The 13,163-nt window shown below is 59.3% G+C and carries 14 protein-coding genes and 1 pseudogene; 8 read left to right on the plus strand and 7 right to left on the minus strand.

Translation table 11 applies throughout. The features are described 5' to 3' along the window. Positions 1–402 precede the first annotated feature (402 nt). Entirely contained in the window at positions 403–1,167 is a 765-nt protein-coding gene (locus tag QRN50_RS13275) for an SDR family oxidoreductase (protein WP_004407873.1), read from the plus strand. Between the two features lie 35 nt (positions 1,168–1,202). Here the strand turns inward: QRN50_RS13275 and QRN50_RS13280 are convergent, their stop codons facing one another. The 7 genes and pseudogenes from QRN50_RS13280 to yghU all read right to left on the minus strand — a co-directional run bounded on the left by QRN50_RS13280 (position 1,203) and on the right by yghU (position 8,243). Beyond that, on the minus strand, positions 1,203–2,417 hold the full coding sequence (locus QRN50_RS13280) for an AGE family epimerase/isomerase (RefSeq protein WP_024638286.1): 1,215 nt from the start codon (positions 2,415–2,417) through the stop codon (positions 1,203–1,205). Between the two features lie 72 nt (positions 2,418–2,489). Further along, the gene (dxs, locus tag QRN50_RS13285; RefSeq protein WP_024638285.1) at positions 2,490–4,382 is read right to left on the minus strand and encodes a 1-deoxy-D-xylulose-5-phosphate synthase; all 1,893 of its coding nucleotides are present in this window, start codon (positions 4,380–4,382) and stop codon (positions 2,490–2,492) included. 161 nt (positions 4,383–4,543) lie between these two features. Beyond that, on the minus strand, positions 4,544–5,431 hold the full coding sequence (locus QRN50_RS13290) for a polyprenyl synthetase family protein (RefSeq protein WP_096126988.1): 888 nt from the start codon (positions 5,429–5,431) through the stop codon (positions 4,544–4,546). After that, the gene (locus QRN50_RS13295; RefSeq protein ID WP_002551852.1) at positions 5,428–5,673 is read right to left on the minus strand and encodes an exodeoxyribonuclease VII small subunit; all 246 of its coding nucleotides are present in this window, start codon (positions 5,671–5,673) and stop codon (positions 5,428–5,430) included. Before QRN50_RS13295 ends, QRN50_RS13290 begins: the two co-directional genes overlap by 4 nt. An 84-nt stretch (positions 5,674–5,757) precedes the next feature. Next, positions 5,758–6,942: a cystathionine beta-lyase gene (gene metC / locus QRN50_RS13300; protein WP_096126989.1), complete on the minus strand. Its 1,185-nt coding sequence runs from the start codon at positions 6,940–6,942 to the stop codon at positions 5,758–5,760. A 115-nt stretch (positions 6,943–7,057) separates the two neighbouring features. Beyond that, positions 7,058–7,486: pseudogene (locus tag QRN50_RS13305) on the minus strand (DUF1016 N-terminal domain-containing protein); the annotation flags it as partial. Beyond that, positions 7,401–8,243 (minus strand): glutathione-dependent disulfide-bond oxidoreductase, encoded by an 843-nt coding sequence (yghU, locus tag QRN50_RS13310; protein WP_096126990.1) that lies wholly within the window; start codon positions 8,241–8,243, stop codon positions 7,401–7,403. The pseudogene QRN50_RS13305 and the gene yghU, both read right to left, overlap by 86 nt. A gap of 306 nt (positions 8,244–8,549) precedes the next feature. Between yghU and QRN50_RS13315 the strand changes: the two genes are divergently transcribed. From QRN50_RS13315 to QRN50_RS13345, 7 genes are all read left to right on the plus strand, one after another. Continuing rightward, on the plus strand, positions 8,550–9,326 hold the full coding sequence (locus QRN50_RS13315) for an ABC transporter permease (protein WP_024638280.1): 777 nt from the start codon (positions 8,550–8,552) through the stop codon (positions 9,324–9,326). Then, positions 9,323–10,027, plus strand: a complete 705-nt coding sequence (locus QRN50_RS13320; protein ID WP_096126991.1) for an ABC transporter ATP-binding protein — start codon at positions 9,323–9,325, stop codon at positions 10,025–10,027. Before QRN50_RS13315 ends, QRN50_RS13320 begins: the two co-directional genes overlap by 4 nt. 66 nt (positions 10,028–10,093) lie before the next feature. Further along, positions 10,094–10,855: a glycosyltransferase family 2 protein gene (locus QRN50_RS13325; protein WP_032657105.1), complete on the plus strand. Its 762-nt coding sequence runs from the start codon at positions 10,094–10,096 to the stop codon at positions 10,853–10,855. A 1-nt stretch (position 10,856) separates the two neighbouring features. Next, a complete protein-coding gene (locus QRN50_RS13330; RefSeq protein ID WP_004407884.1) occupies positions 10,857–11,471 on the plus strand; it encodes a PI-PLC domain-containing protein in 615 nt (204 codons plus the stop codon). A 7-nt stretch (positions 11,472–11,478) separates the two neighbouring features. Then, complete coding sequence (locus QRN50_RS13335; protein WP_024638277.1) at positions 11,479–12,117, plus strand: HAD family hydrolase; 639 nt, start codon at positions 11,479–11,481, stop codon at positions 12,115–12,117. Next, entirely contained in the window at positions 12,114–12,845 is a 732-nt protein-coding gene (locus tag QRN50_RS13340) for a glycosyltransferase family 2 protein (protein WP_024638276.1), read from the plus strand. The genes QRN50_RS13335 and QRN50_RS13340 overlap by 4 nt, the downstream gene beginning before the upstream one ends. Then, on the plus strand, positions 12,842–13,162 hold the full coding sequence (locus QRN50_RS13345; RefSeq protein WP_024640891.1) for a hypothetical protein: 321 nt from the start codon (positions 12,842–12,844) through the stop codon (positions 13,160–13,162). Before QRN50_RS13340 ends, QRN50_RS13345 begins: the two co-directional genes overlap by 4 nt. The last annotated feature ends 1 nt before the right edge of the window (position 13,163 follow it).

Here is a 13,163-nt window from a genome sequence, read left to right on the forward strand (position 1 = left end):
CAGGCGAACAGCCTGTGGATAAGTCTGTTAACAAGCCTTGGAAAGACTGCCCCGGACGTTATGGGGTCTGGGCTACAGGCCATCACTGTTTTCTGACGCTTGGCGACCCCTTGGCGGTCTCGGGCAAAGTCAAGGAAAAAACTTCGCCTGATACGCTGCAGGCCCCGAAACACGTGATGTTCAGCGTACCTGACTTGCCCCCAGAGATTGTGGGTCTGACTGTGGATAAGGTGGGCAAAAGTGCCTGTGAGGCCCGTAGCGCATGGCCCGCTCCGGGTTGGTTGTTTTTTGTACAAATACACTCGGTTGTTGCATCGATGTCCCGCTGACGGGCATTCTGCTGCCCTTGCCAGAAACTTATTAACAGGCAGCGCTGTTTTTGCGCCATGTCAGGAGAATGAAATGACTTCCACTGTATTCATCACGGGCGCCACTTCCGGTTTTGGCGAGGCGTGTGCCCGTCGTTTCGCCGAGGCGGGCTGGTCGCTGGTGCTGACCGGTCGACGCAAGGACCGCCTGGATGCCTTGAGCGCCGAGCTGTCGAAGCAGACCAAGGTGCATACGCTGGTGCTGGATGTACGTGACCGCAAGGCGATGGAGAGCGCCATCGCAGGTTTGCCTGAAGAGTTCGGCAGCATTCGCGGGCTGATCAACAATGCCGGTCTGGCGCTGGGAATCGATCCTGCGCCCAAGTGCGATCTGGATGACTGGGACACCATGATCGACACCAACGTCAAAGGTCTGGTGTACACCACGCGTCTGCTGCTGCCGCGTCTGATCGCGCACGGTCGCGGCGCGAGCATCGTCAACCTGGGTTCGGTCGCCGGTAACTACCCGTATCCGGGCGGCAACGTCTACGGTGGCACCAAGGCCTTTGTCGGGCAGTTCTCGCTGAACCTGCGCAACGACCTGATCGGCACCGGCGTGCGCGTCACCAACCTTGAGCCGGGGCTGTGCGAGAGCGAGTTTTCGCTGGTGCGTTTCGGCGGTGATCAGGCCAAGTACGACGCCACCTACGCAGGTGCCGAGCCGATTCAGCCTCAGGACATCGCCGACACCATCTTCTGGATCATGAACACACCCGCGCACGTCAACATCAACAGCCTGGAACTGATGCCTGTCAGCCAGACCTGGGCCGGCTTTGCGATTGATCGCAACCGCGGTTGATTGATTGCTGATCGGGCCGCGCAGCTGCGGCCCGATCAGCTGTCTGCGGGTGTTGGCGGCGGGAATGCACTGACGAAGCGATTTTCGACGAAATCTGCCAGGCCGATGTAGCAGGTCGCCAGGTGGTAGGGCGTGGTCGACGGCATGTCGCTGCGGCTGACCCTGCCATCGGGCTCGACGCACTCGTTCCAGCCCCTGGCATGCAGAAAGCGCTGCTCGAAGGCCGACAACTGCTGGGTCAAGGCCGCTTCGCAGTCCGGGCGCAGGGCCATGGCCCGCAGGTATTCCGCCTGGGCCCAGATACGCTGGGTGGCATCGCGTACCGTACCATCGAGCGCCAGCATCGCCGTCACAGCGCCGCTGTGTGGATCGACGCCCTGCGCCTGAGCGTAGGCGAACGCGCGGGTCATGGATTCATGCAGCTCGCGCCCGTGCAGTTCCGGCGACGATTGCAGCAGAAAGAACCATTCGAACTGATGCCCTGGCTCGTACCAGTTATCCACAGCGCCCAGAGGCTTCTCCAGCATCACGCCGGTTGCGGTATCGACGAAACGGCGCTGCATGTGGATAACCAGTGCGTCCAGTGCCGCCTGCGTGGCAGGGTCGGCACGCACCGACAGGGCAGCCAGAAACGCCTCTGCCAGATGCATCAAGGGGTTTTGCAACGGTCCGGTACCCAATACCGACCAGTCCTCAGCGAGCTGCGCCTCGTACAGCCCGTCGTCGTCGGCAAAGCGTTCTGCCACAACGTTGAGCGCTGCGTTGAGCACCGACTCTGCCAGCGGGTCCTGCACGTTCGCCCAGTAATGGGCGCAGGCAAAGATAATGAAGGCGTGGGTGTAGAGGTCCTTGCGGCGATCCAGCGGCTTGCCTTGTGGATCAATGCTGTAGAACCAGCCGCCATGCTCGGCATCGTGGAAGTGCTGTTGCAGGGAACGGAACAATTCACCGGCCCGCGCCCGTGCATCCGGCACTTGCGCGTGATCGATGAGGCTGGAAAACAGAAACAGCTGACGCGCACAGGCCATGGCGCGATAGCGTTGCGGCGGTAACGGTTGATCACTGGCGTCGAGTGCTTCGTAGGGCAATGCCAGTTGTGCGTTCCAGCCAGGCCCCTGCCACAGCGGAACGACGACCTGCATGAAGTGCTGCTGCAGGGCGGCGAACAGCGAGGTCAATTCAGGCGTGGAGGCGGAGCGGGTCACATGAGGCATCGGCTGGCATCGCGGCAGTGTCGAGGTGCGCAGCATGTTATCAGGATTGCTGCACGAGGGCGGGTGATGATCGTTCCTCACGCCAGGCGCGTGAGGAAGCTCTGGCAGTCAGCCAATCAGCGCCAGTCGCTCATTGATCGCGGCTTCGATCCCTTGGGCATCCAGGCCGCACTCGGTGAGCATCTGCGCAGGCTTGGCATGCTCGACGTAGACATCCGGCAGGCCCAGGTGCAATACCGACTTGAGGATATTGGCGCGTGCCAGAAACTCGCTGACCGCAGCACCGGCACCGCCCATGACGGCGTTTTCTTCCAGTGTGACCAGCAACTCGTGATTGGCGGCAGCTTCGCTGACCAGGGCTTCGTCCAGTGGTTTGACGAAACGCATGTCGATCACCGTTGCGTCGAGCTTCTCGGCCACCACCAGCGCTTCGGCCAGTTGCACGCCGAACGCCAGTATCGCAACGCCCTGGCCCTGACGCCGCACAACGCCCTTGCCGATCTCGAGCGGTTCAAGATCGGCCTCGATCACCGCGTTAGGGCCGGTGCCGCGTGGATAGCGCACTGCTGCAGGGCCGGTATGCAGATAACCGGTGCTGAGCAACTTGCGCAGTTCGTTTTCATCGCTCGGCGTCATCACCAGCATGCCGGGGATGCAGCGCAGGTAGGAGAGGTCGAAGCTGCCTGCGTGAGTCGGGCCGTCTTCGCCCACCAGTCCGGCGCGGTCGATGGCGAACAGCACGTCGAGGTTCTGTACTGCGACGTCGTGAATCAGCTGATCGTAGCCACGCTGCAGGAAGGTCGAATAGATCGCCACCACCGGCTTGCTGCCTTCGCACGCCATACCGGCCGCCAGGGTCACTGCGTGTTGTTCGGCGATGGCCACATCGAAGTAGCGCTCGGGGAAGCGTTCGCTGAACGCGACCAGATCCGAACCTTCCTTCATCGCGGGCGTGATGCCGACCAGCCGTGCGTCAGCGTCGGCCATGTCACAGATCCACTGGCCGAACACGCCGGAGTATTTCGGTGCGCTGATCTTTTTCTGCGCGGCAGGCGCATTCAGCGGCTCGAGCTTGGTAATGGCGTGATAGCCGATCGGATCGACTTCAGCCGGTGCAAACCCCTTGCCCTTCTTGGTCACCACATGCAGAAACTGCGGGCCCTTCAGGTCACGCATGTTGCGCAGCGTGGCGATCAGGGTCGGCAGGTCGTGGCCGTCGATAGGGCCGATGTAGTTCCAGCCCAGCTCTTCGAAAAGCGTGCCCGGGACCAGCATGCCTTTGGCGTACTCTTCGGTGCGCCGCGCGATTTCCCATGCTCCGGGCAGGCGCGAAAGCACCTTTTTGCTGCCTTCACGCATGCTGCTGTAGGTGCGGCTGGAAAGAATCTTGGCCAGGTAGTTCGACAGCCCGCCGACATTGCGCGAGATCGACATGTCGTTGTCGTTGAGAATGACCAGCATGTCGGCGGCCACTTCCGGCGCGTGGTTCAGCGCTTCGAAGGCCATACCGGCAGTCAGCGCACCGTCGCCGATCACGGCAATCGATTTGCGCTCGCTGCCCTGCAGGCGCGAGGCAATCGCCATGCCCAGCGCGGCGCTGATCGAGGTGCTGGAGTGTCCGACACCAAAGGTGTCGTACTCGCTTTCACTGCGACGCGGAAAGGCGGCAACCCCTTCCTTCTGGCGCAGGGTGGACATGCGCGCACGACGGCCGGTGAGGATCTTGTGCGGATAGGCTTGATGACCCACGTCCCACACCAGACGGTCGTCCGGGGTGTCGAAAACGTAATGCAGCGCGATGGTCAGCTCGATGACCCCGAGGCCGGCACCAAAATGCCCTCCGGTCTGGCCAACGGAATACAGCAATTCCAGGCGCAGTTCATCGGCCAGGGTTTCCAGCTCGGCTTCGCCCAGACGGCGCAGGCCGTGCGGGGTATCGGCTCGGTCGAGCAACGGCGTGACCGGGCGCTCGCGGGGGATCTCTTTGAACGTCGTGGGCATCAGGCGAATCGTTATAAGTAAAAGAGGCGGCAGTTTACCTTATGCATCGTACGCTGCCCATGAAGTGAGTCGGCGGATGATCTGCCGACTGACATGTGTAATGACTGAGACCACGATGAAGCGTGGTTGATTCAGCGGATTTTCCGGTCCGGTGACAGTGATCAGTGGCGACGTTCGACGATGTAGCGTGCCAGCTGGCGCAACGGCTCTGCGGCGGCATCGAACGGGCTCAGCGCTTGCAGCGCCTGATCACGCAGTTCCAGTGCGTAGTGTTTGGCCGCTTCCAGGCCCAGCAGCGCCGGGTAGGTCGGCTTGTCGCGGGCGATGTCGGCGCCCTGACGCTTGCCGAGGGTCGCGGTATCGCTTTCGACATCGAGAATGTCGTCCTGAACCTGAAACGCCAGGCCGATTGCCCGCGCGTAGACCTGCAGAGCATCGAGGCGCGGCTGATCGGCGTGACCGCTGGCCAGTGCGCCAAGCCGGACGCTGGCTTCGATCAATGCGCCGGTCTTGTGGCGATGCATGTATTCCAGCGCGGCCCGATCGAGCTTCAGCCCCACTGAACCCAGATCGATAGCCTGACCACCCACCATGCCCGCCGGTCCGGCCGCAGTCGCGAGGGCCGTGACCATCTGCAGACGCGTCTCGGCATCGCGTGACGTCAGGTGAGGGGCGAGCAGGGCCGTGAAAGCCAGGCTTTGCAGGCCGTCACCGGCGAGGATCGCGCAGGCTTCATCGAAGGCCTTGTGCGTGGTCGGCTGACCGCGACGCAGGTCGTCGTCGTCCATTGCCGGCAAATCGTCATGTACCAGCGAATAGGCATGAATCAGTTCAACGGCACAGGCGGCGCCGTTGGCATCCTCGGCTACACCGCCCAGTGCTTCGCAGGCGGCATACGCGAGCAGCGGGCGCACGCGCTTGCCGCCGTTCATCACGCTGTAGCGCATGGCTTGGTAGAGGCGTTCGAGCTCAGGGCCCGGAGCCTTGAACAGCCCGTCGAGTGCTGCGTTGACGCGAGTCTGGCTTTGCGCTTGATAGCTCGCGATCATTCGGGGAGTTCCGCATCGTCGAACGGCTCTTCGCTCAGCTCGCCATCGCGCTCCAGCAGCACCTGAACCTTCTGCTCGGCCTGGGTGAGGGCGCTCTGGCAGTCGCGGGTCAGGCGTACACCTTGCTCGAAGGCGGTCAGGGAGTCTTCCAGCGACAACTCGCCATTCTCCAGCCGCTCTACCAGCGCTTGCAGATCAGCGAGTGACTGTTCGAAATCCAGTGCAGCTTTCTTGCGGGCCATGAGGGCATTTCCGGTAGAGGTTAAACCGCGCGACACTAGCAGAGCGATGGCGTCTGGGCAAATTGCGGCGACGGAGCCGCGCTCTTAAAGCGGCTGCCGGGGGCACTCTGCCGCGAATCCGTTGCGCAGGTCTGCGATCAGGTCTTCCGGGCTTTCCAGGCCGACCTGCAGCCGCAGCATCGGCCCTGCACCGCGCTCGGGACCGTGTTGTTCCACTTCCGTGATCAGGCTTTCAAAGCCACCCCAGGAATAGCCGATGCCGAACAGTTTCAACGCGCCGGTAAAGCGATCCAGCACCTGCCGGTCAGCGGTGTTGAATTCGAAACTGAGCAAGCCGTTGCAGCCATGGAAATCGCGCTTCCAGATCGCGTGGCCTGGATCGTCCGGCAAAGCGGGATAGAGCACGCGGGCAACCTGAGGCTGGGCCTGCAGCCATTGTGCGATCTGCAGCGCATGGCGCTCATGCATGGCCATGCGCGCCGCCAGGCTGCGGGCACCACGCAGCACCAGATAGGCATCGTCGGGGCTGACGGTATTGCCCACGGCGGTGTTCATGGTTTTCAGGGTATGCCAATGCGCTTCGGTGGTGCTGACGCTGCCCATCATGACGTCGGAATGGCCGGCCACGTACTTGGTCAGGGCCATCAGCGAAATGTCCGCGCCCAGCGCCAGCGGCTTGTACAGCACCCCCGAGCCCCAGGAGTTATCCACAGCCAGCAGCAGATTCCTTGCTTTGCACAGCTGTGACAGAGCGGGCAGGTCACACATGTCGAATGTCAGCGAGCCGGGCACCTCGGCATAGATCATCCGGGTGTTGGCCTTGATCAGCGATTCCACGTTACTGCCGTCGGCCGCGTAGAAGTCGAACTGGATGTCGAAGGCGGTCAGCATGGTTTTCGCCAGCCGTCGAACAGGGCCATAGACCGATTCGGTGATCAGGACATGATCGCCTGGGCGCAGAAACGATTGAAACATCTGTGCCACTGCGGCCAGCCCGGTCGGGTACAGGCAGGTGCCGTGTGCGCCTTCGAGCTCGGAGATCAGGTCCTGCAAGGCAAACGCAGTCGGGTTGCCGTTGGCGCCGTAAGTCAACGAGCGCTCCGGCCCCGTGGTGCGAATTTCCGCCTGCCGCAAGCTTTCCAGACTGTCGAACAGCACCGTACTGAGGCGCACGACGGGTGGGTTGACCGCAATCCCGGGCCCGCTGCCGGCGCTGCGGCCGCGTTGCGACAGGGCGGTGTGGGCACGAGGGTCTTTGTCTTGCGGCATTGGAGGCTCCGGGTGGAAAAGGCTTGCAGGCTGCGGCTCAGGTACCCGCAAGCGTAATGCATCGTGCGCCTGGCAGGTATCACTGATCGTTCAACACAGCGCTCGCGTAGAACTCATGCAGTTTCGCTTCGGCGTGCCCCGGTGGCAGTTCCAGAAACTCCACCATGTAGGCATCACGGAATATATCCAGTGCGGCCGGCCGGGTTTCCTTGAGCATCGCCGAGGCTTTGGCTGGCTGGGTGACAGTGCGCTCGAATAGAGCGTTCTTGAATTGGCGCTCAAGTTCGCGACTGGACCACTTTTCCCTGATTGCCATACGCAGATAAAACTCACGCTCTTCGGGGCGCTTGCTTTGACTGAAGATGATCAGGTGATGGGTCCAAGGCAATTGTGTCAGCACCGCTGACACTACCTCATCGTCGCGATAGACTCTGTCCGCGAAGGACTTGACGTGTGCCTTATTTATCCAGATCGGACGCCTGATGCCGCTCCGGAACCTTATCGGCTTCTTCGCCCCAGGTGCGGTTGACCTTCTGGCCTCTGATGACGGCCGGGCGTGCGGCGATTTCTTCGGTCCAGCGAATCAGGTGCGGGTATTCGTGTACCGAGAGGAATTCGGCAGCCGAATACACCTTGTTCTGCACCAGTGCGCCATACCATGGCCAGACCGCGATATCGGCAATCGTGTAGGTGTCGCCAGCCAAGTAGCGGTGCTCGCCCAGACGACGGTTCAGCACATCGAGTTGGCGCTTGGCTTCCATCGCGAAGCGGTTGATGGGGTATTCGAGTTTCTCGGGCGCGTAGGCATAGAAATGCCCGAAACCACCACCCAGATAAGGCGCAGCGCCCATCTGCCAGAACAACCAGTTCAGCGTTTCGGTACGGCCTGCCGGGTCGGCGGGCAGGAAGCTGGAAAACTTCTCTGCCAGGTACAGCAGGATGGATCCGGACTCGAATACCCGAACGGGTGTTTCATGGCTTCGGTCCAGCAATGCCGGGATCTTGGAATTGGGATTGATCTCGACAAAGCCGCTGGAGAACTGATCGCCCTCGGAGATGCGGATCAGCCAGGCATCGTATTCCGCGCCGCTGTGCCCGAGCGCCAGCAGCTCTTCGAGCATGATCGTGACCTTCACACCGTTGGGGGTGGCCAGCGAATAAAGCTGCAGTGGGTGCTTGCCGACCGGCAGCTCCTTGTCGTGCGTGGGGCCGGCGACGGGCCGGTTGATGCTGGCGAACGTGCCGCCCGCCTTTGTTTCCTGCTGCCAGACCTTCGGCGGGGTGTAGGACGTTTGGGTCATGAGAAGCCTCGCTTGTTCAAGGGTGATCGCTGGGGCGGTCGTGTTGCAAAGGACCATTGACGTTATAGATCAACGCGCGTGCAGGGAAGTGCCTTGCGATCGCGAACGAGTGTGGCGAGGGGCGCATTTCGCTGCCGTTGGTAGCTTGTAGAATATTCCTACAGGAACTAAGGCGGCGTCCTATAGCTGTAGCTGGGTAAAAGAAGAGAACATGTGTTCGCAGCATGAGGCCATAAGGTTATCCATTTATGATCTTGGTTGTCAAAGTCGCTCTCTCTGATTTACCTATTAATAGCTGGATACCGTATGCCGTCTTTTTACAGTCCGGGCGTTATGAAGTGGCGTGACCTGATCATCAATCTTGTTTCCAAGGAAATAAAAATCCGTTACATGGGCGCAACGTTGGGCTTTGTCTGGTCGTTGGGTAATCCGCTGGTTGTAACGCTCACGTATTACACCGTGTTCACCTATATTCTGCCCAGTAGTCAGGACCGCTTTGCGCTGCACCTGGTGACAGGCGTTGTCCACTGGATGCTTCTGGCACAAATTGTTTCGCAAAGCGGGGAGTGGCTGATCAATAACGGCAACCTCATTCGAAAGTTGCGTTTCCCCCGTCTGTTGTTACCCATTTCCGGGGCGCTGGCAATTGTAGTTTTCTGGGCCGGCTGCATGCTCGTCTATGCATCGCTATTTGCCATGCTCGGTGGTGTCTTTTCACGTGCGCTGTTGTTTTATCCGATTGTGCTGATCGCATTCATGGCATTGATCATGGGCTTTGGTCTGGCACTCAGTGTCATTCAGGTCACCGTACGGGATGCCAAGCACTTCATCGACGTGTTTCTACCCTTGTTGTTCTGGCTCACACCCATCGTATGGGTGACTTCATCGCTGCCCGACGGTATCGCCCGCATTGCGGCCTATAACCCTGTAGCCCTTTATTTCAATAGTTTCACCAGCATTCTGCATGCCGGAGTCGTTCCGGAGACCCGTGATCTGCTGCTGTGCGTGCTCATGGGCGCTGCGTCGCTGCTTGTGGGCCTGTTGATGTTCAGGAAGGTGGACAACGTGGTGGAGTATCTATGAGTCGCGTCGTCATCAAGGCAGAAAACCTCTCCAAACAGTTTGTTCTACGCCACAACAGAGGCGGTTTGAAGAAGAAGTTTCTCGGGCTGTTTGACGCTCAATACCGTGAACGTGCCGAAACATTCACGGCAGTCAGCGATGTATCGTTCACCTTGCACAAAGGTGAGTCGCTTGCACTGGTGGGGCATAACGGTTCAGGTAAAAGTACCTTGTTGCAACTGGTTTCACGCATTCTTGTGCCCACCAGTGGGCGGCTGACCAGCGTGGGTCGGGTGGCACCGCTAATCGAAATAGGGGTGGGCTTTCACCCTGAACTGACCGGCGAGGAAAACATCTACCTCAATGCCAGTCTGTTTGGATTGAGTAACAAGGAAGTGCGTTCGCGCTTCAACGAGATTGTCGATTTTTCCGGGTTGGGAAACTTCATCGATACACCGGTAAAGAACTATTCGTCAGGCATGTACATGAGGCTGGGTTTCTCAGTCGCCGTTCATGTCGAGCCTCAGACGTTACTGGCTGACGAAGTACTTGCGGTAGGTGACGAAGACTTCAAGCGCAAATGCCACGAACGAATTCGCATGATGCAGGATGACGGGATGGCCTTGATTCTTGTTACCCACGCAGTAGAAGAAGGTAAAGAGTTTTGCCAGCGTTACTTGACGCTCGAGCGTGGCCGGATGACCGAACACGGTTATTACTGATTCATTGTTTCGCGATGCCATGCTTCCAATCAACTTGGCCATCACTCAATTCATAAAGGTATTTCCATGTTGCAAATTATCGTTCCGATGGCCGGGGCCGGGAGTCGCTTTGCGGTTGCGGGCTACACCGATCCCAAACCGTTGATCCCTGTACATGGTGTACCGATGATCAAGGTCGTGATCGACAACCTGACGCCGGAGTGCCCGCACAGATTCATCTTTATCTGTCAGGCGGAACAGGTCGCCCGTTACGGGCTGAGGGAAAAACTGAATGCCTGGGCGCCCGGCTGCGAGATCGTCGAACTTGGCGGCCTGACCGGGGGCGCTGCGTGCTCGGTGTATGCAGCAAGACACCTGCTCGACGACAGCCAGCAAGTGATGATCGCCAACAGCGACCAGTACGTCGATGTGGATATAAACGCCTATCTGCAGGCAATGAACGAGAGCGATGCAGAGGGTTTGATCATGACCATGAAAGCCAACGATCCGAAATGGTCTTTCGTGGGCTTCGGTGCAGCAGGCCTGATCGACCGTGTGGTGGAAAAAGAGGTTATCTCTGACGAGGCCACTGTCGGCATCTATAACTTTCGCCGCGCAGGTCAACTGATATCGGCCATCGAGGCGATGGTCGCGAAAGATCTTCGCGTCAATGGCGAGTTCTATGTCGCACCGGTTTACAACGAGCTCATCGGGCAGGGCGCCAAGGTCATTCATTACAGCATTGGTGCAGAAGGTCATGGCATGTATGGCCTGGGCATCCCGGCAGACCTCAACCAGTTCCTGTCGTTGCCGCTGAGCAGGCAGGCAGCCTCGGGAAAAGAGGCCTGAGATGCAGATCATCAGCCATCGCGGCTATTGGCTGCAAAAGCCGGAGCGCAATCTGCCCGAAGCTTTTCATCGATCATTCGACCTTGGCTTCGGCACCGAAACCGATGTCCGTGATGTGGCGGGCCAACTGGTCATTTCCCACGACATGCCCGCGGGCGGCGAGCTGACGCTGGATGGCCTGCTCGACATCATGGCGGGCCGCAACCTGCCTCTGGCCATCAACGTCAAGGCGGATGGCCTGGCACAGGCTCTCGCTGCAACCTTCGCCCGTTACGGCCATACCAACTGGTTCACCTTCGATATGGCGGTGCCGGACATGCGCAGTTACCTCAACGCCAACCTCACCACTTACACCCGTCTCAGCGATGTTGAGCCGTCGCCAGCCTGGCTCGAACAGGCAGCCGGCGTCTGGCTTGACGGTTTTGAGGGTGAGTGGTTCTCCAACCAGGTCATTGGCGATCTTCTTTCCCTGGGCAAGCGAATTTGTGTGGTGTCACCCGAATTGCACGGGCGTGGTCATGACGCCCTGTGGCAGCAATTGCTCGAGTTCAGGTCGCAGGACCGTTTGACGCTGTGCACTGATCTTCCCGCAGACGCAGCCACTTTCTTCACGTGAGGCAATCATGATCAAGGCAGTGATTTTCGATATGGACGGTGTCCTTATCGACGCCAAAGAATGGCATTACGACGCACTGAACAAAGCGCTCAGCCTGTTCGGTTACAACATCAGTCGCCACGAACACCTCACCGCCTACGACGGTCTGCCCACCTCGCGCAAACTCGACATGCTGAGTGTCGAACGCGACCTGCCGGTTGCCTTGCACGCCTTCATCAACGAGATGAAGCAGCAGTACACCATGGAGATCGTTTACGCCCAGTGCAAACCGACCTTTGTGCATCAGTACGCGTTGTCGTCACTGAAAACGCTGGGTTACAAGCTGGCAGTGGCGTCCAACTCCATCCGCAACACCGTGGAGGTCATGATGAACAGGGCAGATCTCGACCAATACCTCGATCTGCGCCTCTCCAATGAAGACGTCAGGCATGCCAAGCCAGCGCCGGACATTTATACCAAGGCCATCAGCCAACTGGGTCTTCGGCCTGAAGAATGCCTCATCGTCGAGGACAACGAGAATGGCATCAAGGCCGCCAGAGACTCAGGCGCACATGTTCTGGTCGTGGCTGAAACCTGCGACGTAAACCTCAATAACATTCTTGGCAAAGTCGAACAGATCAACTTCGACAAGGCGGCTGTCCTGTGAGCGCGTTGAATATCATCCTTCTGACCGGCAGGCAGTCAGAGGCGCTGCACGATGAGGGCGAGTACCCGCACTACCTGTGCGAATACAACGGCAAGCCACTGATTCATACACTGATAGACAACTGTGCGGTACTTCAGCCGCGCAGGATGATCTGCACATTCTCGAACCACGATATCGCCCGGCTGCACCTTCGCAGCATGCTCCCGCAGATGCACCCGTCGGCCAGTGTTCTAGCGGTTCACAACGTCACCCGGGGCGCGGCGTGCACGGCGCTTCTGGCGAGCGAAGAAATCGACAACGATGACGAATTGCTGATTCTCAGTGTCAGCGACTTCCTGGATATCGAGCTGCAGGATGTAGTGCGCACGTTTCGGCAAAGCCATGAGGATGCCGGAGTGGTCATCTTCAATTCTCTGCACCCTCGTTATTCATTCGCGCGCCTGGATAGCGACTGCCGGGTTATAGAAGCTGCCGAAAAAAATCCGATCAGCTCAAACGCCATTGCAGGTGTGTACTGGTTCAAGTCCGGCTCGCTGTTCGTATCGGCGGCCAAGGAGATGATTCGCAAGGACGCCAGGGTCAACGACAATTTCTACATAGCTCCCGCCCTCAATGAGCTGGTGCTGTTGCAGAAGAGGATCGGCGCCTACCGGATCGAACCCAATCAGTACCGGCCACTGAAAACCGACAGTCAGCTCCACGCTTTCGAAGCAGGAGAAATGCGATGAAAACGGCCAGACTGGAAGACATGGTCAAAGGCTGGTTCGTGGGCGGATTCGAACCTGCAGTTTTCAGTACCGAGTCCTGTGAGGTCGGGGTCAAGACCTACAAGGCAGGTGAAAAGGAAGCGGCTCATTACCACAAGGTCGCCACCGAAATAACCTTGCTCATTGCCGGGTCGGTCAACATGCGCGATCAGGTCTGGCATCCCGGCGACATCATCGTTCTGGAACCGGGCGACATCACGGCGTTCGAAGCGCTCACCGATGCGACCACCGTTGTCGTGAAGGTGCCGGGTGCGCTTGCTGACAAGTACGTCGTCTGAC

The sequence above is a fragment of the Pseudomonas sp. MEJ108 genome, from assembly GCF_030208985.1.
GTDB lineage: Bacteria > Pseudomonadota > Gammaproteobacteria > Pseudomonadales > Pseudomonadaceae > Aquipseudomonas > Aquipseudomonas fragariae.